The organism is Streptomyces sp. NPDC052052 (assembly GCF_040680455.1).
GTDB lineage: Bacteria > Actinomycetota > Actinomycetes > Streptomycetales > Streptomycetaceae > Streptomyces.
This window is the reverse complement of the sequence record NZ_JBFAWU010000003.1, coordinates 118,252-144,692: the sequence shown is the minus strand read 5'-3', so window position 1 is coordinate 144,692 and position 26,441 is coordinate 118,252. Positions and strand designations below refer to the sequence as shown.

The following is a 26,441-nucleotide window of genomic DNA, read 5'->3' as shown; positions in this document are numbered from 1 at the left end:
GGCGGCCCGCAGGAGACTGGTCCCGACCGTCCGACCGGCCGTGGTGAGAGGTTCCGATGGCGTTTGGCCTGGCACGTCGCGAGCTGGAACCGCGTGTTCCGTTACGCCCGGGCGAGGGCGAGAAGCAACGCCTCACGAGCCTGGAAGGACTGGCGGCGCTGTCGCTGGACGCACTGACTTCGGTCGCCTATGGCCCCGAGGCCATCGTGCTGGTTCTCGTCGCCGCCGGGACCACGGCGCTCACGACCACGCTGCCCATCACTCTCGTGATCGTCCTCCTCCTCGTCGTCCTGGTGGTGTCGTACGGCCAGGTGATCGCCGCGCACCCGGACGGCGGAGGCGCCTACGCCGTGGCCAAGAAGGACCTGGGCACCCGGCCGAGCCTGCTCGCCGCGGCCAGCCTGGTCGTCGACTACGTACTGACCGTCGCCGTCAGCCTGACCGCGGGTGTCGACGCGCTCGTATCCGCCTTTCCCGCCCTCGGCCACGACAAGCTGCTGGTCTGCCTGGTCGGCCTGGCCCTGCTGACGGCGGTGAACCTGCGCGGCGTCGCCGACAGCGCCCGGGTGCTGATGGTGCCGACCGTGCTGTTCATCGTGACCGTTCTGGGCGTCATCGTGTTCGGCCTGTTCCGCTCCCACCCGGTGGCCGTGGTCGGCACGACGGAGTCCTTCCCGGCCCACGAGACGCTCGGTCTCCTGCTGGTGCTCAAGGCGTTCTCGGCCGGATGCTCCGCGCTGACCGGGGTGGAGGCCATCGCCAACGCCGTGCCGACCTTCCGCACGCCCCGCGTCAGACGCGCCCAGCGCACCGAACTCATGCTCGGCGCACTGCTCGGTGTGATGCTCATCGGGATCGCCGTACTGATCCGCCGCGACCACCTGGCCCCGCGCGGCGGCGTCACCGTCCTCGCCCAGCTCGCTGCCGGCGCCTACGGCGACGGGTGGGCCTACACCGCGACCAACCTCATCGTCACCCTCGCCCTGATCCTCGCCGCGAACACCAGCTTCGGCGGCCTCCCGGTGCTCATGAGCCTGCTCGCCCGCGACAACCGCCTGCCCCATGTGTTCGGGCTGCGCGCCGAACGGCCGGTGTACCGCTACGGAGTCGTGGCGCTGGCCGTGCTGGCCGCCCTGCTGCTGATCGCGACCGACGCCGACACCCACCGGCTGATCCCCCTCTTCGCCATCGGCGTGTTCACCGGCTTCACCATCAGCCAGCTCGGCCTGGTCCGGCACTGGGCGAGCGGGAAGCCCGACGGCTGGCGGCACCGCGCGCTGATCAACGGCTTCGGGGCGCTGCTGACCACCCTGGCCGGGATCATCCTCCTCACGACCAAGTTCCTGGAGGGCGCCTGGGTGGTCGTGATCGCCGTACCGCTGATGATGCTGCTGTTCGCCCGCATCCAGCGCTACTACACCGACGTCCATGAGGAACTGGAGCTGGGCCGGATCCCGCGGCCCCCGGACCGGCGCCACGCGAACCTGGTCATCATCCCGCTCGGCGAGGTCAGCGAACTCGCCCGGCACGCCGTCGGCACCGCCTTCGCCCTGGGCGACGAGGTGGTCGCCGTCGCCGTGCACTCCGACCCGGACAGGGCGCGGGCCCTGCAGGACTCCTGGGACCGCTGGAACCCGGGGATCCGGCTCGACATCATCGACAGCCCGCACCGCTCCCTGGTGAAGCCGATCGTGCACTACGTGGAGCGCGCCGCCGAGGACGGGCGTCAGATCTCCGTTCTCATTCCCGAGGTCGAACCCCGGCACCGCCGTTACGCGTTCCTCCAGAACCAGCGCGGCCTCCTCCTCGCCACAGCCCTGTGGACCCACACCGACGTGGTGGTGTGCATGCTGCCCTACCGGCTCCGGGTCTGAGCCGCTGCCTCGCCCCCGGCGGTGGCGGGACGCCCGGCGGCCCGGGGTGCACCATGGGAGGCGCGAGCCCGACAGCGCAGGAGAACAGGGTCGGAGAACAGGCGAGGAGAACAGCGGGGGAGACGAGTCGGCAGGAGCCCGCCGGTGCCACGTGGACGGTTGCGGATCTACCTCGGGGCCGCCCCCGGGGTCGGCAAGACCTACGCCATGCTCGCGGAGGGGCAGCGGCTGCGCTCGCTGGGAACGGACGTGGTCGTGGGCCTCGTCGAGCCGCACGACAGGCGGCCGACCGCCGCCATGGCGGAGGGCCTGGAGATCATCCCGCGGTGCGCCCTGAGCCATCGCGGGGCGCTGTTCACCGAGATGGACCTGGACGCGGTACTGGCCCGCCGCCCCCAGGTCGCGCTCGTCGACGAGCTGGCCCACTCCAATGTTCCCGGGGCCCGCAACGCCAAGCGGTGGCAGGACGTGGAGGAACTCCTGGCCGCCGGCATCGATGTCGTCACCACGCTCAACGTCCAGCACCTGGAGTCCCTGAACGACGTGGTCCGGCAGATCACGGGCGTACGGCAGCGCGAGACCCTGCCCGACGAGGTGGCCCGCCGGGCCGACCAGATCGAACTGGTCGACCTGCCGCCGGAGGTGCTCCGCCGGCGGATGGTGCACGGCGACATCTATCCTCCGGACCGCATCGAGTCCGCCCTCACCCACTACTTCCGGGTCGGCAACCTCACCGCCCTGCGCGAGATCGCCCTGCTGTGGCTCGCCGACCGTGTGGAGGAGGGGCTGCGGCGCTACCGCGCCGCACACGGAATCGTCGCCCCCTGGGAGACCCGGGAGCGCATCCTGGTGGCCCTGAGCGGCGGCCCCGAGGGCGAGACCCTGATCCGCCGCGCCGCACGGATCAGCGCCCGTACCCCCGGGACGGAGCTGCTGACCCTGCACGTGGTGCCGGAGGACGGGTTCACCCGGGTCGACCCGGCGGTGCTCGCCGCCCAGCGCACCCTGGTGGAGACGCTCGGCGGCAGCTATCACCAGGTCAGCGGCGAGGACGTGGTCGAGTCGCTGCTCCAGTTCGCCGAGGCGGAGAACGTCACCCAGATCGTGCTGGGCGCCAGCCGGCACGGCCGGCTGGCCTCGCTGCTGAGAGCGGGCGTGGGCGAGCGGACGATCAGGGGGTCGGGCCCCGTCGACGTGCACATCGTCACCCACGAGGAGGCCGCGGGGCCGGCAGGGCTGAGGTTTCCGCGCGCGAGCCACGGCATGGGCGCACGCCGGTACTGGGGCGCGCTGGCCGGGGCCGTGGTCCTGCTCCCCGTGCTCACGCTCGTACTCACCGCACTGCGCGGCCGTCTCGGTCTCTCCAGCAACCTGGTGATCTATCTGCTGGCGGTCGTGGTGGTGGCCCTGGTCGGCGGTGTCGGGCCCGCACTGTTCGCGGCCTTGGCGGCGGCACTGACAGCGGACTACTACTTCACCGCGCCCGTCCACTCGTTCGACATGGCGCGTCCTGACGAGATCACCGCGCTCGTCGTCTTCCTCGCCACGGCGGCCCTGGTCGGCACGGTGGCGGCCGCGGCGGCCCGGCGGGCGCACCAGGCCGCGCGTGCGACAGCGGAGGCCCGTGTGCTGAGCAGACTCTCCGCGGCCATGATGCGCGGTCAGGACCTGCCCGCACTGGTGGAGCTGATCCGGGAGAACTTCGCGCTCAGCGCCGTGAGCCTGCTCGAACGGGACTCCGAGGCGACGCCCGCCCCCGCCTGGTACGTGGTGGCCAGCGCGGGCGAGCTGCCGCCGGAGCGACCGTACGAGTCCGACGTGGAGAGCCCGGTGGGCGACGATCTCACCCTGGCCGCGCGAGGCTCCGGGCTCAGTCCGCAGGACCGGCGGGTCTTCGCCGCCTGCGCCGCCGAGCTGGGGCTGGCGCACGCCCGGGGCCGGATCACCGGAGGAGGCGACCGTGGCGCGGACACGTTCGCCGACGCCGAGCGCACCCGGGCGTCCCTGCTGCTCGCGGCCTGCCGTGATCTGGGCGCCGTGCTGCGCACCGGCGAGGAGTCGCTCGCACGGCTGCGGAGCCGTCGTCCGGGCGGGCACGGGCAGGACCAGGCACATCTGCTGGACACCGCCCGCGCGGCGGTTCACCGTGCCGCGCAGCTCGTCACCGATCTCGACGACCTGAGCCGTCTGCACGCCGGGGCGCTCGACCTCTATCTGCGCCCCGTCGACCTCGACGAGGTGCTGGGTGCGGCGCTGGACGACCTGGGGCCCGGCGGCCACTCGATCGTGCTGCGGCTGCCGGAGTACATGCCCGATGTGATCGCGGACGCAGCCCTCCTCACCCGGACCCTGACCGCCCTGGGAGCCGACGCACTGCGCCACAGCCCACCGGACCGGCCCCCGGCCGTCACCGCGGAGGTCCGGGACACCTGCGTGAGGATCCGGGTGGCCGACGGGGCGCCCGGCGCCGCCGCGGAGCCGGTGACCACGGGCCCGTCCGGGGGGCCGCCGGCCGGCCGGGCCGACAGTCTGGCGCTGCGTCTGTCGCGCGACATGGTCGAGGCCATGGACGGGACCCTGGAGACGGCCACCGACGAGTCCGCCTTCTCGGCGACGCTCACCCTGCCGAGCTCCGCGCCGGGAGGCGCCGCCCCGGCCGGCCGCTGAGACCGACAGCGCCCGGACGCGGCCTTCACTCCGTCGGACCGCAGGGCGGCAGAGCCGTTTCCATCACGCCTGATATAGCGTCAGAAACGCTCATGAGTCTGCCTCGATCGGGCTGGGCCGGCGTCCACGCCCCTGACCGCTCTGCGGGGTGTCACGCATGCCGGACGTCGCCTACATCGGCCTGACCGTGGTGCTGTTCGCCCTCATCGGCCTGGTCGCCAAGGGAGCCGGACGCCTGTGAGCGCGGACAACATCGTCGGCCTGGTGGTCGCCGTGTGCCTGGTGGTCTATCTGGTCCTCTGCCTGATCTTTCCCGAGAAGTTCTAGGGGGAGAGCCACATGGACGACACGCTCGCCGGATGGCTCCAGGTGATCGCCCTGGTGGCCGCGCTCGCCCTGTCGTACCGCCCCCTGGGCGACCACATGGCCCGCGTGCTGACCACCGAGCGCCACTGGCGGGTGGAACGCCTGATCTACCGGGTGGGTGGCGTGGACGGCGACACCGACCAGCGATGGCCCGTCCATCTGCGCAGTGTGCTGGCCTTCGCCGCGGTGTCGGTGCTGTTCCTGTACGGGTTCCTGCGACTGCAGAGCCATCTCCTGCTCTCCCTCGGCATGAAGCCGGTCCCCGCGGACCTGGCGTTCAACACCGCCGCCTCCTTCGTCACGAACACCAACTGGCAGGCGTACTCGGGTGAGTCGACGCTGGGGCATCTGGTGCAGATGGCAGGCCTGACGGTGCAGAACTTCGTCTCCGCCGCCGTGGGCATCGCCGTCGTGGCCGCGCTGATCCGCGGCTTCACCGGACAACAGACGGACCGGGTCGGGAACTTCTGGGTGGACGTGACCCGGATCGTGCTGCGCGTGCTGCTCCCCCTCTCCTTCGTCTTCGCGATCGTCCTGGTGGCCTCCGGGGTCATCCAGAACTTCCACGGCGCCCACGACATCGCCACCATCGCGGGCGGCCACCAGACCCTGACCGGCGGCCCGGTCGCCTCGCAGGAGGCCATCAAGGAGCTGGGCACCAACGGCGGCGGCTTCTACAACGCGAACTCCGCGCACCCCTTCGAGAACCCCAGCGCATGGACGAACCTGATCGAGATCTATCTGCTGCTGGTGATCTCGTTCTCGCTGCCGCGGACTTTCGGCGCGATGGTCGGCGACCACCGTCAGGGGTACGCGACCGTCACCGTGATGGCGGTGATCTGGGCCGTATCCGTCGCCCTGGTGACCGCCAACGAACTGCACAGTGTCAGCAGCACCGCGGGCCACACGGCGGGAGCGATGACGGAGGGCAAGGAGACCCGGTTCGGGATCTGGTCCTCGGCGCTGTTCGCGGTGTCCACCACCCTCACGTCCTGCGGGGCGGTCGACTCCGCCCACGACTCGTACACGCCGGGCGGCGGCGGAATGACCATCTTCAACATGATGCTGGGCGAGATCGCCCCCGGTGGCACGGGTTCCGGGCTCTACGGGATCCTGATCCTGGCCGTCGTCGCCGTCTTCGTCGCCGGACTGATGGTCGGCCGTACACCCGAGTACCTGGGCAAGAAGCTGCGCGGCCGGGAGATGAAGTTCGCCTCGCTCTACATCCTGACCACGCCCGCCCTGGTGCTCACGGGGGCGGCACTGGCCATGTCGTTCCCCGGCGAGCGGGCGGCCATGCTCAACTCCGGTCCCCACGGCTTCTCGGAGGTCCTGTACGCGCTCACGTCGGTGGCGAACAACAACGGCTCGGCCTTCGCCGGCCTGGGCGCCGACACGGTCTGGTACAACACCGTCCTCGGAGCGGTCATGATCCTCGGCCGGTTCCTGCCGATGGTGTTCGTCCTGGCGCTGGCGGGCTCGCTCGCCGGACAGCGGCCCGTTCCGGTCACCGCGGGCACCCTGCCCACCCATCGGCCGCAGTTCGTCGGGTTGCTGACCGGCGTGATCCTCATCGTCGTCGGCCTGACGTACTTCCCGGCGCTCGCCCTGGGACCCCTCGCGGAGGGTTTGCACTGATGCCCACCACCGTCTCCACACCCGCCCCGCAGGGGGCGGGCCGCCGGCCCCAGCAGGTCGCGGGCGGACTGCTCGACCCGAAGCAACTGCTGCGGTCCCTCCCCGACGCGTTCCGCAAAATCGATCCGCGCCACATGGTCCGCAACCCCGTGATGTTCGTGGCGGAGGCCGGCGCGGTGCTGACCACGTTCTCGGCCATCAGATCACCCAGTGTCTTCGCCTGGGTGATCACCGTCTGGCTGTGGCTGACGGTCGTCTTCGCCAATCTGGCGGAAGCCGTGGCGGAGGGCCGCGGCAAGGCGCAGGCGGACACCCTGCGCCGGACCCGGACCACCGTGACCGCGCGTCGGCTGACCGGTTGGCGGCCCGGTGCGGCCGACCATGTGGAAGAAGTGGTTCCAGGGGTCGAACTCCGGCCCGGGGACCTGGTGGTCGTGGAGGCCGGCCAGATCATCCCGGGCGACGGTGACGTGGTCGAGGGCATCGCGAGCGTCGACGAATCGGCCGTCACCGGTGAGTCCGCCCCGGTGATCCGCGAGTCCGGCGGCGACCGGTCGGCGGTCACCGGCGGCACGAAGGTGCTCTCGGACCGGATCGTCGTGAGGATCACCTCGAAGCCGGGGGAGACCTTCATCGACCGGATGATCGCCCTGGTGGAGGGGGCGGCCCGGCAGCGGACCCCGAACGAGATCGCGCTCAACATCCTGCTCGCCTCGCTCACGATCGTCTTCCTGATCGCCGTGGTGACCCTGCAGCCCTTCGCCGTCTTCGCAGGCGCCGAGCAGCCCCTCGTCATCCTGGTGGCCCTGGTCGTGGCCCTCATCCCGACGACGATCGGCGCGCTGCTCTCGGCCATCGGCATCGCCGGCATGGACCGGCTCGTCCAACGCAATGTCCTGGCGATGTCCGGACGCGCCGTGGAGGCCGCCGGTGACGTCAATACGCTGCTGCTCGACAAGACCGGCACCATCACCCTGGGCAACCGCCAGGCGGCGGAGTTCCTGCCGGTGCAGGGGGTGAGCGTCGAGGAACTCGCCGACGCCGCCCAGCTGTCCTCGATCGCGGACGAGACACCCGAGGGCCGGTCGATCGTCGTCCTCGCCAAGGAGCGCTACGCGCTGCGCGGCCGTGGCCCGGGCGAACTGGAGGGGGCCGAGTTCGTCCCGTTCACCGCCCAGAGCCGGATGAGCGGCGTCGACCTCGTCGACGCGGGGGAGAGCCGCTCGCTGCGCAAGGGAGCGGCGACCGCCGTGATGCGCTGGGTCCGGGAGAGCGGCGGGCACCCCACCGCCGACGTGGGACACCTCGTCGACGGCATCTCCGCGAGCGGAGGAACCCCGCTGGTCGTGGGCCAGGTGACCCGGCACGGCACGGTACGGACCGCCCGGGTGCTGGGCGTCATCCACCTGAAGGACATCCTCAAGGAGGGCATGCGGGAACGCTTCGACGAACTGCGCCGCATGGGCATCAGAACCGTCATGATCACGGGCGACAACCCGCTCACCGCGAAGGCGATCGCCCAGGAGGCCGGCGTGGACGACTTCCTCGCCGAGGCCGCGCCCGAGGACAAGATGGCCCTGATCAGACGCGAACAGGAGGGCGGCAAGCTGGTCGCGATGACCGGGGACGGCACCAACGACGCACCGGCCCTCGCCCAGGCGGACGTGGGCGTCGCCATGAACACCGGTACCTCCGCCGCCAAGGAGGCCGGGAACATGGTGGACCTGGACTCCAACCCCACCAAGCTCATCGAGATCGTGAAGATCGGCAAGCAGCTGCTGATCACCCGCGGGGCGCTCACGACGTTCTCGATCGCCAACGACGTCGCGAAGTACTTCGCGATCATCCCCGCGATGTTCGCCGGCGTCTATCCGGGCCTGGACCGGCTCAACCTCATGCGCCTGCACAGCCCGACGTCGGCGATCGCCTCCGCGATCGTCTTCAACGCGCTGATCATCATCGGGCTGATCCCGCTCGCGCTGCGTGGTGTGCGCTACCGCCCGTCCGCCGCGGCCGAACTGCTCAGCCGGAACATCCTGGTGTACGGGCTCGGCGGGCTCGTTCTGCCCTTCGTCGGCATCAAACTGCTCGACCTCGTCATCCAGTTCGTCCCCGGCCTGCGCTGACAGCCGGCCAACGACAGGAGAAGCCCGCCATGGTGCCGACCGTCCTGCGCCACCACCTCCCGGCCCTGCGGATGCTGCTGGTGTTCACCGTGGTCACGGGCGTGGTGTACCCGCTGCTGGTCACGGCGGTCGCCCGGACCGGCTTCTCCCACGAGGCCGACGGCTCCCTGCTGACCACCGACGGCAGAGCGGTGGCCTCCCGCCTGATCGGCCAGAACTTCACCCTGCCGAAGAAGAACCCGCACGACCCCCACGAGGCGCCGCGCCCCGATCCCGCCTGGTTCCAGCCCCGCCCCTCCGCCGGCGGCTACCGGCCGACGAACTCCGGCGCCTCCAACCTCGGTCCGAACAACCCGGAACTGATCGCGGAGATCCGGGCCCGCCGGGCCGCCATCGCCGCCTTCGACGGAGTCTCCCCGGCATCCGTCCCCGCGGACGCCGTCACGGCGAGCGGCTCGGGTCTCGACCCGGCGATCTCCCCGGCCTACGCGTACGAACAGGTCCAGCGCGTCGCGCGGACACGCCACCTCGCCCCCGCCCGGGTCCGGGACCTGGTCACCCGGCACGTCCAGGGACGGGACCTGGGCTTCCTGGGCCGGCCCCGCGTCAATGTCGTCGAGCTCAACCACGCGCTGAGCCGGCTCGGCCGCTGAGCGAGGGGAGGTGACGCGATCACCTCTACCAGTACCCGGACACGCGGCGGCCGCGACGGCTCCCCCTCCGCACCGCCGCGGCCGTTCCCCCGTACCCCCGCTGGAATGAAGAGCTAGTTCGCGGGCTCCGACGTCGCGTGCATGTCGTCGGTCGTCGCCGTGCCGCCCGTGGCGTGCATGTCCTGCGTCGTGAGCTCGTCGACGTCACCACCGGTGGCGTGCATGTCCTGCGTCGTGAGCTCAGGGTCCTTCTTCGTCGCATCAACCATGGTGGTCTGCTCCCCTTGGCATTTCTTCGTGATGGGTGGGCAAGGCCCGTCCGGCTGTTCCCCCGTGGACTGCCGGACGGGCCTTTCGAGGGCCGCTCACACTACTGCCACGGCCGCCTCTCGCCCCGCCTGCCCCCCGACGCGGCGGATCGATTAGCAGAAGACTGACGGGTCCTGATAAACGAATGATGAACGCCTCCGGCAGACGTCCTACGAGGCCGTCACGGAGGCAGCGGCGGACAACAGGGTGCGCACATCGGCCGCTTCGTGTGAACCCAGTTCCTCGTAGATGGCCAGGGCCTCGTGCCAGCAGACCTGAGCACGCCCGAACTGCCCGATCTCACTGAGGGCGCGCCCGAGCACGGTGAGCACATTGCCTCTCCGCCATTCGCCACCGATGCCTCGCAGCGCAGTCAGGGCCTGCTCGGCCTTGGTCGCGGCATCGGCCGAGCATCCGGCAGCGAGGTCGACCTCGGCGAGCCTGAAGAGAGTCATTCCCTCCCACAGGCGCTGGCGGCTGTCCCGGAAGACGTCCAGTGCTTCCAGAAGGCTCCCCGTCGCGTCGGTGAACTGGCCGCTCTGAGTGAGGGCCATCCCGAGCGCATAGCGGCCGTTGGCACCCCGGAGGGCGTGCCCCATGCTGTCGTAAATGTCTATGCCCTGCTGAGCCAGGGACACGGCACTGTCGGTGCGACCCGTGGCCAGGTGAATGCGCGACAAGTTGCACAGAGCGCTCGCCTCGCCCGGCCTGTCCTGAATCCGGCGGAAGCTGTCGATGGCCTGGCTCAGATATGTCTCGCCGTCATCGTGCCGACTCTGGTAAAGCGCCATGATGCCGCGCGCATTCGAAGCCCAGCAGCCGGGCAAGGGATCGAGATCGGCTTCGACGAGTCGCATGATCCCCTCCGCCTCCTGCTCGGCCTGGTCGAACCGCCCCGACGTGTGGTGCACATCGGCCAGGGTGACCAGAGCCCGCACCTCGGTGCGTCGGTCGTGGCAGGCGCGGGCAGCGTCCCGTACGGCAAAAGCGGTGGTCTCGTACTGTTTCGAGTTGGCACCGGACTCGCCCAGATCCAGCGCGGCCCAGAGAAGGTCCACGGCCCTGCGCAGGGTGCCGGGGCCGGACGACTGGCGCACGCAGGCGAGAAGCGTGCCGGCCTCCGCGTAGAGCCAGTCCAGTGCGGCGTGCCGGTCCGCGAACGACAGGCCCTCGTGCTGCGTCGGCTCCAGGTGGTCCACCAGCCGGTCTCCCGGCCGCTCCAGCGCGTACACCCCCGCCGCCGTCGCCAGGTAGAAGTCCAGCAGCCGCGACAGCGCCAGCTCGCGCTCCTCGGGCGGCTGTTCGTCCCGCTCCGCGCAAGAACGCGCGTAGAGGCGCACCAGGTCGTGATAGCGGTAGCGGCCCGGGGCCGCCGACTCCAGGAGGCTGGTGTCGACCAGGGACTCCAGGACGTCCTCCGCCGTGTGCACCTCCAGGTCCAGCAGCGCCGCTGCTGCCGCCAGGGAGATGTCCGGGCCGTCGGCCAGGCCGAGGAGGCGGAAGGCGCGGGCCTGGGCGGGCTCCAGCTGGCCGTAGCCGAGTTCGAAGGTGGCCTTCACCGCGAGGTCGCCGGCCTGGAGCTCGTCCAGCCGGCGGCGCTCGTCGGCGAGCTTGGCGGCCAGGACGGAGACCGTCCAGGTGCGGCGGGCGGCCAGGCGGGAGGCGGCGATACGGATGGCCAGGGGGAGGAAGCCGCAGGCGGCGACCACGTCGAGGGCGGCCTTGCGTTCGGCGGCGATGCGCTCCTCGCCCACGATGCGGGTGAAGAGCTGGAGCGCCTCCTCCGGTGACATCACGTCCAGGTCGACCAGGTGGGCGCCGGCCAGGTCGACCATCCGGACGCGGCTGGTGATCAGGGCCGCGCAGCCCGCCGTGCCGGGGAGGAGGGGACGGATCTGGGCCGCGTCGTGGGCGTTGTCGAGGAGCACCAGGACGCGGCGGCCGTCGAGTGTGGAGCGATAGAGCGCCGCGCGTTCGTCCAGGGATTCGGGAATCGCCGAGTCCGCCATGCCCAGGGCGCGCAGGAAGGCGCCGAGGACCGTCTCCGGTTCGGCGGCGCGGGCGCCGGCGCCCTGGAGGTCCACGTACAGCTGACCGTCCGGGAAGTGCTGCCGCGCCTGGTGGGCGACATGCACGGCGAGGGTCGTCTTGCCGACGCCGCCGATACCGGCCAGGGCCGACACGGCCATGACCGAGCCCTCGGCGGTCGCCAGCCGGTCGCCGAGTTCGCGGACGAAGGAGGCGCGGCCGGTGAAGTCGGGGACGGTGGCCGGGAGCTGGGCGGGGCGGACGGGCGCGGGGGCCGGGGCGGGTTCGTCGACCGGGCGGGCCAGGTCCTCGTCGGCCTGCAGGATGCGCTGCTGGAGCTGGGAGAGTTCCGGCCGGGGGTCGACGCCCAGTTCGTCGGCGAGCAGCCGGCGCGTGTCGGCGTACACGGCGAGCGCCTCCGCCTGGCGGCCGCTGCGGTACAGGGCGACCATCAGGAGCTCCCGCAGCCGCTCGCGCAGGGGGTGCGCGGCGGTGAGTGCGGTCAGCTCGGAGACCGCCTCCGCGTGGCTGCCGACCTCCAGGTCGAGGTCGAGGCGGGTCTCGATGAGCTGGAGCCGCCACTCCTCCAGGCGGGCGCGCTGATTCTCGGCGTACGGTCCGGGCACGGAGGCCAGGGTCTCGCCGTCCCACAGGCCGAGCGCCCGGCCGAGGAGGTCGCGGGCCTGCGCGCGGTCGCCACGGGCTCGCGCCTTGTCCGCCTCGGCTGCCAGCTCCTGAGCCTTGGTCAGGTCGAGGGAGTCGTTCCGGGTCCGGATCGCATACCCCCCGGCGTCGCTGACCAGCGTCTGCGGGTCGAGGACCTTGCGGAGCCGGGACGCGTACGTGCGTATGGCGGCGAGCGCCTGCGAGGGCGGTTCCTGGCCCCAGATGGCGTCGATGAGTTCGGAGGCCGTGGCCGTGCGACCGCCGCGCAGCAGCAGCGCGGTCAGCAGGGCGCGCTGCTGCGGTGAACCGGACGGCAGTGCCTCGCTGCCCCGCCATGCCCGTACCGGGCCGAGCACGGCGAAGCGCAGATCGGTGCCTTCGGCCGCCCGCCGTTGCGGAGCGCGTTGCTCCGGAACATGTGCGCGCGGCCCGTCGTCACGGTCCATTGCTGCCCCCTGTCCTGGTCGCCCCGCCGTTCCCGCCGATCGTGCTGGTGCTGTCCGTCCCGGAATGCCTGTCGAGCGCGGGTCCGGCGCGGGTGGATCCGGACTGCTCAGTACCGCTGGAATTGTGCTCAACAGTCTGCCTTGTTTTGGGTGGACACGTCAGCAGGGGGTGACTCTCTGCGCAAGCATGCGAGAACGATTACCGAAAAGGTGCCGACGCAGGGAGCTGACGGGTCGTCAGATCGGCGCTACCGTGGAGGTATGGAGACCTTCCCGAAGATCATCTCGGTGGACGACCACACGGTGGAGCCCGCTCATGTCTGGCGGGACCGGCTCCCGTCCAGGTACCTCGACCGCGGCCCGCGGATCGTCCGGGCGCCGCTCAAGGAAATGACCTTCATGGGCGGCAAGTTCGCGCCCGTGATGGGTGCGAAGGGTGACGACGGTCCGATCGGCGACTGGTGGGTCTACGAGGACCTGCACCGCCCGCTCACCCGGCTCGACACCGCGGTCGGCTACGACCGCGACGAGATCAGACTCGAAGTGATCACCTACGAACAGATGCGTCCGGGGTCGTACTCGGTGCCCGACCGGCTCGCCGACATGGACGTCAACCACGTCCAGTCCGCTCTCTGCTTCCCCACCTTCCCCCGCTTCTGCGGCCAGACCTTCACCGAGGCGAAGGACCGCGAGCTCGGTCTGCTCGGGGTGCGGGCGTACAACGACTGGATGGTGGACGAGTGGTGCGGCCCCGAGGCGCACGGCCGGCTCATCCCGCTCACCCTGATCCCGCTCTGGGACGCGCAGCTGGCGGCGGACGAGGTCCGGCGGAACGCGGCGCGCGGTGTGCCCGCGGTCGCCTTCTCCGAGATACCCCCGCATCTCGGGCTGCCGTCCATCCACACGGACGAGTGGGATCCGTTCCTGCGGGCCTGTGACGAGACGGGGACGGTGATCGCGATGCACATCGGCTCGTCCTCGAAGATGCCGTCCACCTCGGCCGACGCCCCGCCTGCCGTCGGGTCCACCATCACCTTCGCCAACTGCTGCTTCTCCATGGTCGACTGGCTGATGAGCGGCAAGTTCGAACGGTTCCCGAACCTCCGGATCATGTACGCGGAGGGGCAGATCGGCTGGATCCCGTACATCCTGGAACGCGCCGACGTGGTCTGGGAGGAGAACCGGGCCTGGGGCGGCGTCGCCGACAAGGTCAGCCGCCCGCCGTCGGAGCTGTTCGCCGAGCATGTGTACGGCTGCTTCTTCGACGACGCCTTCGGACTGCGGAACCTGGACTCGATCGGCGTCGGGAACGTCCTGTACGAGACGGACTACCCGCACTCCGACTCCACCTGGCCCAAGTCGCGCGAGGTCGGCGAGGCGCAGATGGGGCATCTGGACGCCGAGGTCGTGGACCGCATCGTGCGCCGCAACGCGATCGACCTGCTGGGGCTCACGGACGACGGGCTGTGGGCGGGTCCGGGAGGGCGATAGTCCGCGGGTCCGCGGGTCCGCGGGTTCCCGGGTTCCCGGGTCCGTGGGTCCGCGGGGAGGGAAAGGCCAGGGAACAAAGGCAGGAGCCCCGTCCCCGCCGAGGCGGAGGAGCGGGGCTCCTTGGGTACTGCTAGCCGACCGCGACCGGCCGACCCGGGCAACTAGGCCGGGGTGACGTTCTCAGCCTGCGGACCCTTGGGGCCCTGAGTGACGTCGAAGTTCACGACCTGGTTCTCCTCGAGGGAGCGGAACCCGGACGCGTTGATCGCGGAGTAGTGGACGAAGACATCCGGGCCGCCGCCGTCCTGGGCGATGAAGCCGAAGCCCTTTTCAGCGTTGAACCACTTGACGGTTCCGGTAGCCATAAGCCCTCCTTGGGCCAAAGGGTTGCCCTGCTCCAGAACCTGCAAAGAAGTCTGAAAACTACAAAAGCCTGCGGGTTACATGCTCCGCAGGCTTCGTACTGCAAGGGAAACCAAACTGCAACTTGCGTCGAGCCTAGCATGCAGGGTGTACAGAAGGGTAGAGGGAGAGATCACTTCACCCGGACGTTTGATTGCCTTGCCGGTGGGCTGACGAAGGGCGTCTCCCCGGGGTGCGTCGGACCGTGCTTCCGACGGTGCCGGAGCGGGCTTCGGTGGCCGCCCCGGAGTGGTTCCCGAAGCGGTGCCGACGCGGCCCTGCGAGTGGCGTCGGGAACACCCGCGCACCCGGTGCCGTCCGATCGGTACCGCGGGTCTAGCCTCGCGATGTGGACAATTCAACCGTCTCAACCGTCGCAGGCGACGACCGTCGCAGCAGGCCGCGCGTCGGCCACATCCAGTTCCTGAACTGCCTCCCCCTGTACTGGGGACTGGCGAGAACCGGAACCCTGCTCGACCTGGAGCTCTCGAAGGACACCCCGGAGAAGCTCAGCGAGCAGCTGGTCAAGGGCGATCTGGACATGGGCCCCATCACGCTGGTGGAGTTCCTCCGCAACGCCGACGATCTGGTCGCCTTCCCCGACATCGCGGTGGGCTGCGACGGGCCCGTCATGTCGTGCGTGATCGTGTCGCAGGTGCCGCTCGAACAGCTGGACCGGGCCCGGGTGGCGCTCGGTTCGACCTCGCGCACCTCCGTGCGCCTGGCCCAGCTGCTGCTCGCCGAGCGCTACGGGGTCAGCCCCGACTACTACACCTGCCCGCCGGACCTCGGCCTGATGATGCAGGAGGCGGAGGCCGCCGTGCTGATCGGCGACGCCGCGCTGCGCGCCAACCTGCACGACGCGCCCCGGCTCGGGCTCCAGGTCCATGACCTGGGCCAGATGTGGAAGGAATGGACCGGGCTGCCGTTCGTCTTCGCGGTCTGGGCGGCCCGCAAGGACTACCTGGCGGCCGAACCCCATCACGTGAGCAAGGTGCACGAGGCCTTCCTGTCCTCGCGCGACCTCTCCCTGGAGGAGGTCACCAAGGTCGCCGAGCAGGCGGCGCGCTGGGAGGCCTTCGACGCGGAGGTGCTGGAGCGCTACTTCACCACCCTGGACTTCCGCTTCGGCCCGGACCAGCTGGCGGGCGTGCGGGAGTTCGCCCGCCGGGTCGGTCCGACGACCGGTTTCCCGGCCGACGTGAAGGTCGAGCTGCTCGGCGGCTGACCCGGCGGCGGAGCGGTGCGCGGGTCCACTGGATCAAGCAGATCAAGTGGATCAAGCGGATCAAGCGGGCCAAGCGGAATAAAAGGGCGGGGACGGGCGGCGAGTGCGCCGAGCGCGGGAATGTGCCGGGACCGGGGGAATCCGGTCCGGCCGGCTCGGAAATCTCTTCCGGCGGCTTCTCCCCGTCCCCGGTCCGGTCATCGGTGCGGGTCAATGCACCTCGAATAGCCGGCCCGCGGATGATGTCGTGGAGAGTCCCGGCCGTGCAGAAGAATCGCTCAGACGAACGACGCATTCACGCCTTTTATTGTGCCGAAACGATTTCCTCATTCCCTTGCGGAGGAAATCGGCGGATGGTTTCCCTGCGACCGGATGACCTTGAAGCCCCTCAGCGCCGTCCTGACGGGACAGCCCTTAGGCTTCGGGTCGTCGGAGGTCCGGCCGGTCCACAGGGGGAGTCCATATGCAGCCGCTGGAAGCCGGGGAACCGCTGACCATCGGCGCCTACCGGCTGCTCGGCAGGCTCGGTGCGGGCGGCATGGGACGGGTCTATCTCGGACGCAGCGCGGGCGGCCGCACCGTCGCGGTCAAGGTCGTGCATCCCCACTTCGCCCTCGACGAGCAGTTCCGGGCCCGTTTCCGCCGGGAGGTGGACGCGGCCCGACGGATCGGTGCGCAGTGGACGGCACCCGTCCTGGACGCCGACCCGGACGCCCCCATCCCGTGGGTCGCCACCGGCTACGTGGCCGGCCCCCCGTTGTCCGCCGCGGTCGCCGAGCACGGCCCGCTGCCCGAGCACGCGGTGCGCACCCTGGGCGCCGGACTCGGTGAGGCGCTGGCCGCGGTGCACGCGCAGGACCTCGTCCACCGTGACGTGAAGCCGTCCAACGTGCTGCTCGCCCTCGACGGCCCCCGGCTGATCGACTTCGGGATCGCCCACGCGCTCGGTGCCACCGCCTCGCTCACCTCCACCGGAGTCTCCGTCGGATCGCCCGGCTACATGGCCCCGGAGCAGATCCGCGGCGTGGACATCTCCGGCGCGGCCGACGTCTTCTCGCTCGGCGCGGTGCTCGCGTACGCGGCGAACGGCACCGCACCCTTCCTCGGCGACTCCTCCGCCGTACTGCTCTACAAGGTGGTGCATGAGGAGCCCGAGCTGGGGGAGCTGGAAGGGGACCTGCGGGACATCGTCGCCGGGTGCCTGGCGAAGGATCCGGAGGACCGGCCGACACCCACGGAGCTGGCCCGCCGACTGGCTCCGCAGGGGGCGGCGGCCCTGGTGGCGACGGGCTGGCTGCCGGGTCCGCTGGTGCGCGAAGTCAGCCGGACGGCGGTCGCGCTGCTGGACCTGGAGCCGCAGGACGCGCCGGTGCAGTCGGGGCCGGTGCCGTTCAGCGGTTCGTCGTGGGGCGCGAACGCCGCGGACGGCCCGCACGGCGCCGGCCCGGGGTTCGGCCCGCCGGTCGAGCCGCCCCCCGCGCAGGGGACGGCCGGCGGTCCGCCCGGCTGGCCCGCGGCCGCCGCCACGGACGGGGCGGCCGGTCCGTCGCCGCTGACCGGCTCGTCCGGGCTGCCCGGACCGGCCACGCCCGGCCCCCGCTTCTCCGTCACCGCCACCGCCGACGCCGGCCCGACCCGGCCCGGTACGCAGCGCGGCCGGAGGCTCAGCTGCACCGTCGCCGTCGCCGTCGCGGGCGCGCTCGCCGCCGTGACCGTGGGCAGCGCGTACCTCTTCGACCTCATGCCGGGCGGCGGTGGCCGGGACACCGCCGGGCACGGCGATGCCGGCCAGGCCCCGTCATCCACCGCACCCTCCACAAAACCGTCGGAGCCGTCGGACCCGGGCGCGGGCGACGCGGGAGGGACAGAGGACGCGGGGCGGATCAGCGAACTCCCGGAGGCGTTCATCGGCACCTGGCAGGGCCCGCTCACCGAGAAGACCACCGGACAGTCGCACGGCACGCTCACCGCCGTGTTCACCGCCGGGAAGAAGGGCACGGACGTGGTCCGGATGACCACGCGGGTCGACGCTCTCGGACTGACCGTGCGCTGCCACAGCATCGCCGCCCTCTCGTCCGGCACCCAGAAGGAACTGACACTGCGGGAGCGCGCCGATCCGGACCGCCCCGGCGACCGGACCCTCTGCACCTCCACCACCACCGACGTCCACTTCTCGCGCGTCGACGACGACACCCTCCGTTTCTGGTCCGAGGAGAGCGGCGCGGGCCGCCCCTACGGCACGCTCAGCCGGACCGGCAGCTGACGAGCACCAGGGCTGGCGTAGGCTGAGCCGGTTCATGGACCCGTTGACGAATCCGCCGAAAGGTGACAGCCCGGTGACCGAGATGGCCGACCTCCAGCCCGTCCTCGACCGAGCCGCCGCGGGCGGTCGGATCACTCCGGCAGAGGCCCTCGACCTGTACCGGTCGGCGCCGCTGCACGCGCTCGGAGCAGCCGCCGACGCCGTACGCCGACGCCGTTACGCCGGTACGGAGCACATCGCGACGTACATCATCGAGCGCAACATCAACTACACGAACGTGTGCGTCACGGCCTGCCGGTTCTGCGCCTTCTACGCCGCGCCCAAGGACACCGCCAAGGGCTGGACCCGCGACCTCGACGACATCCTGCGCCGCTGCGCGGAGACCGTCGAGCTGGGCGGCACCCAGATCATGTTCCAGGGCGGGCATCACCCGGACTACGGCGTCGAGTACTACGAGAAGCACTTCGCGGCGATCAAGAAGGAGTTTCCGGAGCTGGTCATCCACAGCCTGGGGGCCTCCGAGGTCGAGCACATGGCGCGGATCTCCAAGGTGTCGGTCGAGGAGGCGATCCAGCGCATCCACGCGGCCGGGCTCGACTCCTTCGCGGGGGCCGGCGCCGAACTGCTGCCGGAGCGTCCCCGCAAGGCGATCGCCCCGCTGAAGGAGTCCGGCGAGCGCTGGCTGGAGATCATGGAGATCGCGCACCGGCTGGGCGTCGAGTCGACCACGACCATGCTCATGGGCACCGGCGAGACCAACGCCGAGCGCATCGAGCACCTGCGGATGATCCGCGACGTGCAGGACCGTACGGGCGGCTTCCGCGCGTTCATCCCGTACACGTACCAGCCGGAGAACAACCACCTGAAGGGGCAGACGCAGGCGACGCTCTTCGAGTACCTGCGGATGATCGCCATCGCCCGGATCTTCCTCGACAACGTCGCGCACATCCAGGGCTCCTGGCTGACCACCGGCAAGGAGGTCGGACAGCTGTCGCTGCACTACGGCGCCGACGACCTGGGCTCGATCATGCTGGAGGAGAACGTCGTCTCCTCGGCCGGTGCCAAGCACCGCTCCAACCGGCTGGAGATCATCGACCTGATCCGCAAGGCCGGCCGCGTACCGGCGCAGCGCTCCACCACGTACGAGCACCTCGTCGTCCACGACGACCCGGCGAACGACCCGGTCGACGAGCGCGTGGTCTCGCACATCTCGTCCACGGCGATCGAGGGCGGCACCGCGCACCCGGAGCTGAAGCTCCTCGACGCCAACTGAGGCCGCCGTGCTGACGGTGCACGCCGCCGACGCGGTGCACGGGGTGCCGCACGGGGCCGACTGCGTGGCCGTGGACGGCGGTGTGGTCGTCGCCATCGGTCCGTACGGGGAGCTGACCGCCGCACGTCCGCAGGCCCGGATCCGGCGGTGGTCCGGTCTGATCACCCCCGGCCTGCTGAACGCGGGAGCACCGGCGCTGCTGGAGGCCGCCTACCACCCCGATCCGCGCGAGGCGGACGAGCTGGGGGGTGACCCGCTCACCGGAGACGCGCTCACCGCACTCGGCATGGACGACGCCCGCTGGGGCGCGAGTGCCCGGCGCGGACTGCAACGGATGCTGCGGCACGGCACCACCGCCGTCCGCGGCCCCTTCACCCGCCCCGCCGTGCGCACCGCGGTCGCCCGCTCGGGGCTGCGGGTGCACGCCGCGGGCCCGGTGCCGGATGCCGTCTCCCTCGACCCGCTGGCGTCCGTGGCGGAGCCGGCCGACGCGTTCGCGGCGGCGCTGACCGTCGGCGGGCCCGCGGATCTGGCGGTGTTCGGTGTACGGGACCTGGCGGAGCTGCGCACCGCGGGCGCCGCGAGCTGCACCGCGACGGTGCTCGGCGGCCGGCTGGTCTTCCGCCGCAGCTGACGGGCGCGGGGCCTCTTCGGTGCTCCCCACAGGCCGTGGCCGGACCTCACGGGGCCGACGGGCCGCCCAGGTAGTGGCCCTTGGCGTCGTAGGGCCAGGGATTGGAGACGCACCCCTTCAGCCCGTAGATCTGTTGCATCATCGCGGGGGCGGGGCGTCCCTTGCCCGGACAGGTCTCGTGGCCGTGGCCCAGCCAGTGCCCGACCTCGTGGTTGATGATGAGAGCCCGGTAGTCGGCGAGCGGCCCGTGGAACTCGGGTGAACCCTGTTGCCAACGCTTGAGGTTGACGATCACGTAAGCGCCCACCCGGCAGTTGACCTCGCCGTGGGTGTCGAGGCCGCTCCGCCCGCAGATGGCGTCGGTCGTCCCCGGGGTGGCGATACGGATGACCAGCCCTGCCGGGCCGTCGGAGACCTGGCGGAAGGTGTGCTCGCCGTGGTGCGACCAGCCCCGGGGTGAGGCCAGGATCCGGGCGATCTCGGCGGCGGCCAGGTCGGGGTCCACGCCGGAACCGTTCTCCACCTCGACCCGGTAGGCCTTTCCCTTGCCGGCGCCCTTGTCCTTGCTCGTGCCGGAGTCCGAGGCGTCGGCGCGGGCGACGGTGAAGGAGCCGCTGTTCGGCGGGGGGCCGGACGACCCGGCTCCCCAGGCTCCTGCGTCCCGCCAGGGTGCCGCCACCACGAGGGCACAGATCAGCGCCGCCGGAACGGCTGCGACGACGAGCAGCCGGGCGCGTCCGCGCTCCGGCCACCGCCGACGCGCTCCCTGTACGGACATCCGGCCCCTCCCGGTTCCCGGTGAATGAATGATCCCTTCCTCTATGACCTCCGAAAGACCACATGGGTTCATCCCCTCCGGTACGCGAGGGCCTCTCGTCGCGACCGGCGCGAAGCACCGCGGACCGGGCTGCTTGAATGGGTGGGTGACCCGAGCATCTCTGGACAAGCAGCCGCACGAAGTCGCCACGATGTTCGACGGCGTGGCGGCGAACTACGACCTCACCAACGATGTGCTGTCGCTCGGCCAGGCCCGGCTGTGGCGCAAGGAGGTCGCGAAGGCGGTGCATGCCCGCCCCGCGGAGAAGATCCTCGACCTGGCCGCCGGCACGGCGACGTCCTCGCTCCCCTTTGCCGCGACGGGCGCGTACGTCGTCCCCTGCGACTTCTCCCTCGGCATGCTGCGGGAGGGCAAGAAGCGCCACTCCTGGCTCCCCTTCACCGCGGGCGACGCCACCCGACTGCCGTTCCGCGACGAGACCTTCGACGCGGTGACGATCTCCTTCGGGCTGCGCAACGTCCAGGACACGGACGCGGCGCTCGCCGAGCTGTACCGGGTGACGAAGCCGGGCGGCCGAGTGGTGATCTGCGAGTTCTCGCAGCCGACCTGGGGGCCGTTCCGCACGGTCTACACCGAGTACCTGATGCGGGCCCTGCCGCCGGTCGCGCGCGCGGTGTCGTCCAACCCCGACGCGTACGTCTATCTCGCCGAGTCCATCCGCGCCTGGCCCGACCAGGCCGGCCTCGCGCAGTTGCTGCAGAAGGCCGGCTGGTCGCAGGTGGCGTGGCGGAACCTCACCGGCGGCATCGTCGCGCTGCACCGGGGCACCAAGGCCGTCTGACGCCGAGGGATCCTACTTCGCGTACATGCCGTAACCGCCGACACCCGTGTACACCGCGTCGGCGACCCGCCGGTGGACGTACTTCGACCCGTCGGCGGCTTTGCCGGCGTCCGTCGGCGGCGTCTGCACCTCCGTACCCGTCAAGAGCGTCGTGGAGCCGCCGCCGTCGAGGTTGAGCACATCGACCAGTGCCAGCTCCGACGAGTCGAGCAGCCGCGCGAACGCCTGGAGGTAGTCGCCGTCCTCGTGGGTGACCGAGGGGTCGGTCTGCGTCTTCCCGGTGAGGGTGATGAGTACCGAGTGGCCCTTGGTGTTGGTGCCGAGCGCGGTGCGGGAGTCCGTGCAGATGAGGGTCGTGCCGTCGGCCCCGGTCTCCTGGCCGTTGCACGAGTTGGGCAGTTCGTCGGGGATCGTGCCGACCCGCAGCAGCTGGTGAAAGGAGCTCACGACGTCGACCGAACCGTCCAGCGGTATGTCCCGGTCGAGCGTCACGTCGTGGAGCTTCTGGTCGATCACCGGGCGGTCGTCGCGGGTGAGGTTGCGGCGCAGCCACTCCGCTCCGGTGCCGATGCCCTGCAGGATGCGGCCCCCGGCCGGGACGTGGACCTGCTCGGCCGCAGTCTGGCCGCCCCGGCGCTCCCGGGCGTCGGTGACGACACCGTTTGCGTCGAGGACGACCTCGTAGCCCGGGTCGTCGTCCGCGGTGATGGCCGATTCGATGCCCGGCTTGGGGACGGGGAACGTGTAGTCGTCGGTGAACAGAACGATCTCGTCGGGGTCGGTGTACAGCCCCGACTGGCCGGTCACGGCCACGTCCTCGGCGTCGCGTGCGCAGCCCCGGGCGACGCCCGGATCCCGGTTGATGTCATCGATCCGTACGCTCACGCCGGAGGCGGCGGTCAGTTCCAGGTCCGTACGGAGTGTGGTGATGTACGGGATGCCGTACTGCAGGACCGCCCCCTTGCTGCCGTTTCCGTTCATCCAGCAGCTGGAGCTGTGCAGGACGCCGTCGGTGGCCGATACGCCCATGTGCATCAGGGTCGTGCCCTCGGCGCCGTCGGGCAGGACATGGTCGGGGTGCTTCTGCCTGAACTTGAACAGGCCGCCGTTGACGCCCGCGTACGGATGGCGGGCGGCGACCGAGGAGACACCGGCAAGCTGGTCGGCGACCGTCTCGGTCAGCCCGTCACCCTGACCGACGAGGCTTTCCAGGGTGATCGCAGCGGCGGCCGGGTCGATTTCCACGATGTTGAGGACCCGGCCCTCGTTCCGGTTGTCGAGGACACGCTCGGTATAGCGGATGTGGGTGACACCGGGAGCGAGCGTCCTGGAGACCTCCTGCGCCCAGTTGGCGGCCAGTGGGCTCGGCTCCTGGTCTGCGGCGGGAGCGGTGGGGGCGGTGAGGGCGAGGATGCTCAGCGCCGTGGTCACGGCCACCCAAGTGCGAGTGAGAGCTCTGGTCATGGTTACTGGCACTCCGAGGTTCCGTTGACGAGTTCGTGCGAGCGGAAGGTTCCGGCGAAGGGGGCCGGGATGGTGGTGCTGTCGCCGCGCAGCACGACATAGGCGCCGTACTTCGTGGCGGGGGCGGCCGGGTCGGTCCAGGTGCCGGTGAACGTCTCGGTCGGGTAGAAGCAGACGTGCCGTTTCGTGCGGTTCCAGACGGACGCGGGCGCGACCTCGGCGCCGTACGCGTTGCCGTAGTTCTTCGTGGCCGGGTCGGTCGCAGGGACGTGTACGGTCATGGCGCCGCGGCCGGCCGGCTTGGTGAAGGTGCAGATGCGGTTGTCGGGACAGCGCTCGTATCCGGTGAAGCAGTGCGCCCGGGACGGAACGAGCTTGTGGGAACTGATCGTTCCGGTGAAACGCGGGTCGTTGGCGTACTCGTCGGAGTTGCCTGGCTTGATCGTCTGGAGCAGCCCGCCGTACTCGGTGTCGACGTACACGCAGGCCCAGTAGGCGGTGTTGTTCTTCGCGGAGAGCGCCATGTTGTCCCAGGAGGCGTCGTAGCGCTGCCCGTCGTCCTGCAGCGTGAAGGTCCGTTTCTCGCCGGCGCCGCCCGACGCGCTGTACAGGCAGAGCTGCCCGGCCGGGCAGTCGCCGAAGCTCTCGGCGCTCGCGGGCAGGACCAGGAACGCGGAGCAGAGCAGAGCGAGGACGGCGGCGATCAGGGAGCCGCGCAAGGCGGTGATCTTGTTGACTGTCACGGACGATGATCGTGCCAGCGCCGTCCACGAGGGGAACAGGCGGGATATCACCAGACGGCGACTCATCCGCCCCACCCGGCGTCGAAGGCCGGCTGGTCGCAGGTGGCGTGGCGGAACCTCACCGGCGGCATCGTCGCGCTGCACCGGGGCACCAAGGCTGTCTGACACCCCGGAGACAGCGGGGCGGCTCGGACCCGGCAGCTACTTACTCGAGCCCACCGCTGTCCGCCGTGCGACCGACGACCGGCGCCGCCGGTACCGCCCGGGTCAGCCCGCCTTCGGCGGCTTCTGCGCGTCGAAGGCGAAGAGAGTGTTCTGGGCCGCGGCCACGATCACCGCACCCCCCGCAACGGTGACGCGCGGGCTCGCACCCTGCTCGCCCGTCAGACCATCGGCCTGCGGATCCGTTGTCCACAGGGGTGTGCCCTCGTCCGGGGACAGCGCGACCACCCGGCCGGTGGCCGAGCTGAAGTACAGCGCGTCGGCTCCCGCAGCGGGACCCGACGCACCCTCCACGCCGGTCTGCCGCGACCACTTCTCCCGGCCGGTCGCGGGGTCGAGCGCGGTGACGAGACCGGTCTGCCCGCTCACGTAGACGGTGCCGTCCACCAGGCCGGGCGTCCCCGCGTATGCCTTGGCCAGCCGCGCGTACGTGACCTTCCGCGAGGCCGGGTCGACCCGCACCACCCCGTCGTAGCCGGCCAGCGCCGTTCCCTCCATGCGCACCTGAAGGAGTACGAGCCTGCCGTCGGCGACGCCCGTCGGCACGGCGGGGCCGTCGACCGCGAGGGGCCTGCCCAGTTTCCCCGAGGACCGGTCGACCGTGTACAGGGTGGGGTGGCGCACCTCGAAGGAGTCCACCTCCGCGTTGGTCGCGCACATCGCGAAGAGCTGTGTGCCCGCCGGGACGGGAGCGCACTGGCTGCCCGCGGGGAACGACGTCGTCCAGGCGACCTCACCGCTGTGCGCGTCCCGGGCCTCGAAGCGGGAGTTGGAGGCGTCGACCGTGATGACGGTGGAGCCGAGCACCACGGCGTCCTGGGTCCGTCCCGTGACGGCCGTCGACTGGGCGCCGGACGGCACGGACCACAACTCCTGGCCGGTGTCCGCGTCGATGGCCACCACCTCGCTGGGCGGGTCCTGCGGGGCGTCCTGGGCGGCGAAGCGGTATCCGAGCACCGTGTCGTCGGTGGCGCCCACCAGGTGCATGCCCTGGACGGGGACGCCCGGGCTCTTCACCGTCCACACCGACGAGCCGTCCTGGACCTTGATACGTGTCGCGACGACACTGCCGCCCCCGCAGAACAGCGCGTCTCCGTGCGCGACGCAGCGAAGCTCGTCGGGGATGTCCTCACGACCTCCCTGCACGGTCCTGTGCCACGGCTCGAAGCCGTCCGGAAGCGCGGCGCCCGGCGCCGCGACGCTGGTGCCCTTGCCGTCGCCGCTGTTCCCCCCGAAGCTGCCCGTCTTCACTGCGGCGGCTCCTCCGGCGATCGCTGTCACCGCGACCGCGGCCGCCAGCACCGGACGCCATCGGCGACGTGGGCGGTGGCTGATGTGGGTGCCGGTGCTCCCCGTATCGGGACCGGCCGGGTTGCTGGTCGGGGCAGTCGGCGCCGCTGTGGCCGGTGACGCGAGGTGATGCTGGGTGATCACGTCGCGGGTGCGGTCCGCGCCGACCCCGTTCACGCCGACCCCGTTCACACCGGCCTCCCCGAGGTCGGCCGGCAGGTCCCGCAGCAGTACGAGGAGTTCGTCCGCCGAGGGACGCCCCTCGGGATCCTTGTCCAGGCACCGTTCGACGACCGCACGCAATTTCCCCGGCACGGCACCCAGCGACGGCTCCTCGTGCACCACCTGATAAGCGGCGATGTAGGGGCTGTCCGCGTCGAAGGGGCCGTGTCCCGTCGCCGAGTACGCCAACAGCGTCCCCAGCGAGAAGACGTCGGACCGCGGACCCACGCCACGCGGTGCCTGCAACTGCTCCGGCGACATGAAGGGCGGCGTACCGATGACCCGCCCCGTCATCGTCAGCGTCTGCTGGTCCGCGGCTCGTGAGATGCCGAAGTCGATGACGCGCGGGCCGTCGGACGAGAGCACGACGTTCGAGGGTTTCAGGTCACGGTGGACGACACCCACCCGGTGGATGTCGCGCAGCGCCTCCGCCAGCCCGATGGCAAGCTTCCTCAGCTCCGCTCCGTTCAGCGGGCCCTTCGCGGCGATGCGTTCGGAGAGCGTGTGTCCCTCGATATAGGCCGTCGCCATCCACGGCTGCTCGGCCTCGGGGTCGGCATCGACCACGGCGGCGGTGAACGCGCCGCTCACCCGCCTCGCCGCCGCCACCTCCTGACGGAAGCGGATGCGGAACTCGTCGTCCGCCGCGAACTGCTGGTGGATCAGTTTGATCGCGACAGGTCGTCCCGAACTCGTACGGGCCAGAAAGACCGTGCCCATGCCACCCGAGCCGAGCCGCGCCTCGAGCGGATAACCGCCGATCTCGACCGGATCACCTCCGCGCAGCGACACTCTTCCTGCCCTCCCGTTCCCCGTG

The 26,441-nt window shown here is 71.0% G+C and carries 19 protein-coding genes and 1 pseudogene; 13 read left to right on the top strand and 7 right to left on the bottom strand.

The window, feature by feature from the left end; genetic code table 11:
- The first annotated feature begins 56 nt into the window (after positions 1-56).
- The 6 genes from AB0L71_RS04600 to kdpC all read left to right on the top strand — a co-directional run bounded on the left by AB0L71_RS04600 (position 57) and on the right by kdpC (position 9,324).
- Positions 57-1,874, top strand: coding sequence for an APC family permease (locus tag AB0L71_RS04600; RefSeq protein ID WP_365237746.1), 1,818 nt, complete (start codon positions 57-59; stop codon positions 1,872-1,874).
- Between the two features lie 144 nt (positions 1,875-2,018).
- Positions 2,019-4,541: a DUF4118 domain-containing protein gene (locus AB0L71_RS04595; RefSeq protein WP_365237744.1), complete on the top strand. Its 2,523-nt coding sequence runs from the start codon at positions 2,019-2,021 to the stop codon at positions 4,539-4,541.
- A gap of 237 nt (positions 4,542-4,778) precedes the next feature.
- On the top strand, positions 4,779-4,868 hold the full coding sequence (gene kdpF, locus AB0L71_RS04590; RefSeq protein WP_365237741.1) for a K(+)-transporting ATPase subunit F: 90 nt from the start codon (positions 4,779-4,781) through the stop codon (positions 4,866-4,868).
- Between the two features lie 12 nt (positions 4,869-4,880).
- A complete protein-coding gene (gene kdpA / locus AB0L71_RS04585; RefSeq protein ID WP_365237739.1) occupies positions 4,881-6,545 on the top strand; it encodes a potassium-transporting ATPase subunit KdpA in 1,665 nt (554 codons plus the stop codon).
- Complete coding sequence (gene kdpB, locus AB0L71_RS04580; protein WP_365237736.1) at positions 6,545-8,671, top strand: potassium-transporting ATPase subunit KdpB; 2,127 nt, start codon at positions 6,545-6,547, stop codon at positions 8,669-8,671. Before kdpA ends, kdpB begins: the two co-directional genes overlap by 1 nt.
- Positions 8,672-8,700: 29 nt before the next feature.
- Complete coding sequence (gene kdpC, locus AB0L71_RS04575; RefSeq protein ID WP_365237733.1) at positions 8,701-9,324, top strand: potassium-transporting ATPase subunit KdpC; 624 nt, start codon at positions 8,701-8,703, stop codon at positions 9,322-9,324.
- A gap of 113 nt (positions 9,325-9,437) precedes the next feature.
- Here the strand turns inward: kdpC and AB0L71_RS04570 are convergent, their stop codons facing one another.
- Together AB0L71_RS04570 and AB0L71_RS04565 are read right to left on the bottom strand one after the other, a co-directional pair.
- Positions 9,438-9,593, bottom strand: a complete 156-nt coding sequence (locus AB0L71_RS04570; protein ID WP_365237731.1) for a hypothetical protein — start codon at positions 9,591-9,593, stop codon at positions 9,438-9,440.
- 210 nt (positions 9,594-9,803) lie between these two features.
- Positions 9,804-12,773, bottom strand: coding sequence for a BTAD domain-containing putative transcriptional regulator (locus tag AB0L71_RS04565; protein ID WP_365237729.1), 2,970 nt, complete (start codon positions 12,771-12,773; stop codon positions 9,804-9,806).
- A gap of 261 nt (positions 12,774-13,034) precedes the next feature.
- On the opposite strand from AB0L71_RS04565, the gene AB0L71_RS04560 reads away from it, so the two are divergent.
- Complete coding sequence (locus AB0L71_RS04560; protein ID WP_365237727.1) at positions 13,035-14,264, top strand: amidohydrolase family protein; 1,230 nt, start codon at positions 13,035-13,037, stop codon at positions 14,262-14,264.
- A 161-nt stretch (positions 14,265-14,425) separates the two neighbouring features.
- Here the strand turns inward: AB0L71_RS04560 and AB0L71_RS04555 are convergent, their stop codons facing one another.
- The gene (locus AB0L71_RS04555) at positions 14,426-14,629 is read right to left on the bottom strand and encodes a cold-shock protein (RefSeq protein WP_003967102.1); all 204 of its coding nucleotides are present in this window, start codon (positions 14,627-14,629) and stop codon (positions 14,426-14,428) included.
- Between the two features lie 386 nt (positions 14,630-15,015).
- Here AB0L71_RS04555 and AB0L71_RS04550 point away from each other — a divergent pair, with 386 nt between their 5' ends.
- The 4 genes from AB0L71_RS04550 to AB0L71_RS04535 all read left to right on the top strand — a co-directional run bounded on the left by AB0L71_RS04550 (position 15,016) and on the right by AB0L71_RS04535 (position 20,064).
- Positions 15,016-15,894 carry a menaquinone biosynthesis protein gene (locus AB0L71_RS04550; RefSeq protein ID WP_365237724.1) on the top strand — a complete coding sequence of 293 codons (879 nt, stop codon included), beginning with the start codon at positions 15,016-15,018 and terminating at the stop codon, positions 15,892-15,894.
- 463 nt (positions 15,895-16,357) lie between these two features.
- Positions 16,358-18,157, top strand: a complete 1,800-nt coding sequence (locus tag AB0L71_RS04545) for a protein kinase (RefSeq protein ID WP_365237721.1) — start codon at positions 16,358-16,360, stop codon at positions 18,155-18,157.
- A 73-nt stretch (positions 18,158-18,230) separates the two neighbouring features.
- Positions 18,231-19,430 carry a cyclic dehypoxanthinyl futalosine synthase gene (mqnC, locus tag AB0L71_RS04540; RefSeq protein ID WP_365237719.1) on the top strand — a complete coding sequence of 400 codons (1,200 nt, stop codon included), beginning with the start codon at positions 18,231-18,233 and terminating at the stop codon, positions 19,428-19,430.
- Between the two features lie 7 nt (positions 19,431-19,437).
- Positions 19,438-20,064, top strand: coding sequence for a hypothetical protein (locus tag AB0L71_RS04535; RefSeq protein WP_365237716.1), 627 nt, complete (start codon positions 19,438-19,440; stop codon positions 20,062-20,064).
- A 46-nt stretch (positions 20,065-20,110) separates the two neighbouring features.
- On the opposite strand, the gene AB0L71_RS04530 is transcribed toward AB0L71_RS04535, so the two are convergent.
- Positions 20,111-20,842: a DUF3152 domain-containing protein gene (locus AB0L71_RS04530; RefSeq protein ID WP_365237714.1), complete on the bottom strand. Its 732-nt coding sequence runs from the start codon at positions 20,840-20,842 to the stop codon at positions 20,111-20,113.
- 145 nt (positions 20,843-20,987) lie between these two features.
- On the opposite strand from AB0L71_RS04530, the gene AB0L71_RS04525 reads away from it, so the two are divergent.
- Positions 20,988-21,683: a demethylmenaquinone methyltransferase gene (locus AB0L71_RS04525; protein WP_365237712.1), complete on the top strand. Its 696-nt coding sequence runs from the start codon at positions 20,988-20,990 to the stop codon at positions 21,681-21,683.
- A 12-nt stretch (positions 21,684-21,695) separates the two neighbouring features.
- Here the strand turns inward: AB0L71_RS04525 and AB0L71_RS04520 are convergent, their stop codons facing one another.
- Entirely contained in the window at positions 21,696-23,147 is a 1,452-nt protein-coding gene (locus AB0L71_RS04520) for a phosphodiester glycosidase family protein (RefSeq protein WP_365237710.1), read from the bottom strand.
- A gap of 2 nt (positions 23,148-23,149) precedes the next feature.
- Complete coding sequence (locus AB0L71_RS04515; protein ID WP_365237707.1) at positions 23,150-23,890, bottom strand: peptidase inhibitor family I36 protein; 741 nt, start codon at positions 23,888-23,890, stop codon at positions 23,150-23,152.
- Between the two features lie 84 nt (positions 23,891-23,974).
- Between AB0L71_RS04515 and AB0L71_RS04510 the strand changes: the two are divergent.
- Positions 23,975-24,055 (top strand): annotated as a pseudogene (locus AB0L71_RS04510) (bifunctional demethylmenaquinone methyltransferase/2-methoxy-6-polyprenyl-1,4-benzoquinol methylase); the annotation flags it as partial.
- A 102-nt stretch (positions 24,056-24,157) separates the two neighbouring features.
- On the opposite strand, the gene AB0L71_RS04505 reads toward AB0L71_RS04510, so the two are convergent.
- Positions 24,158-26,416 carry a serine/threonine-protein kinase gene (locus AB0L71_RS04505; RefSeq protein ID WP_365237705.1) on the bottom strand — a complete coding sequence of 753 codons (2,259 nt, stop codon included), beginning with the start codon at positions 26,414-26,416 and terminating at the stop codon, positions 24,158-24,160.
- Positions 26,417-26,441 lie beyond the last annotated feature (25 nt).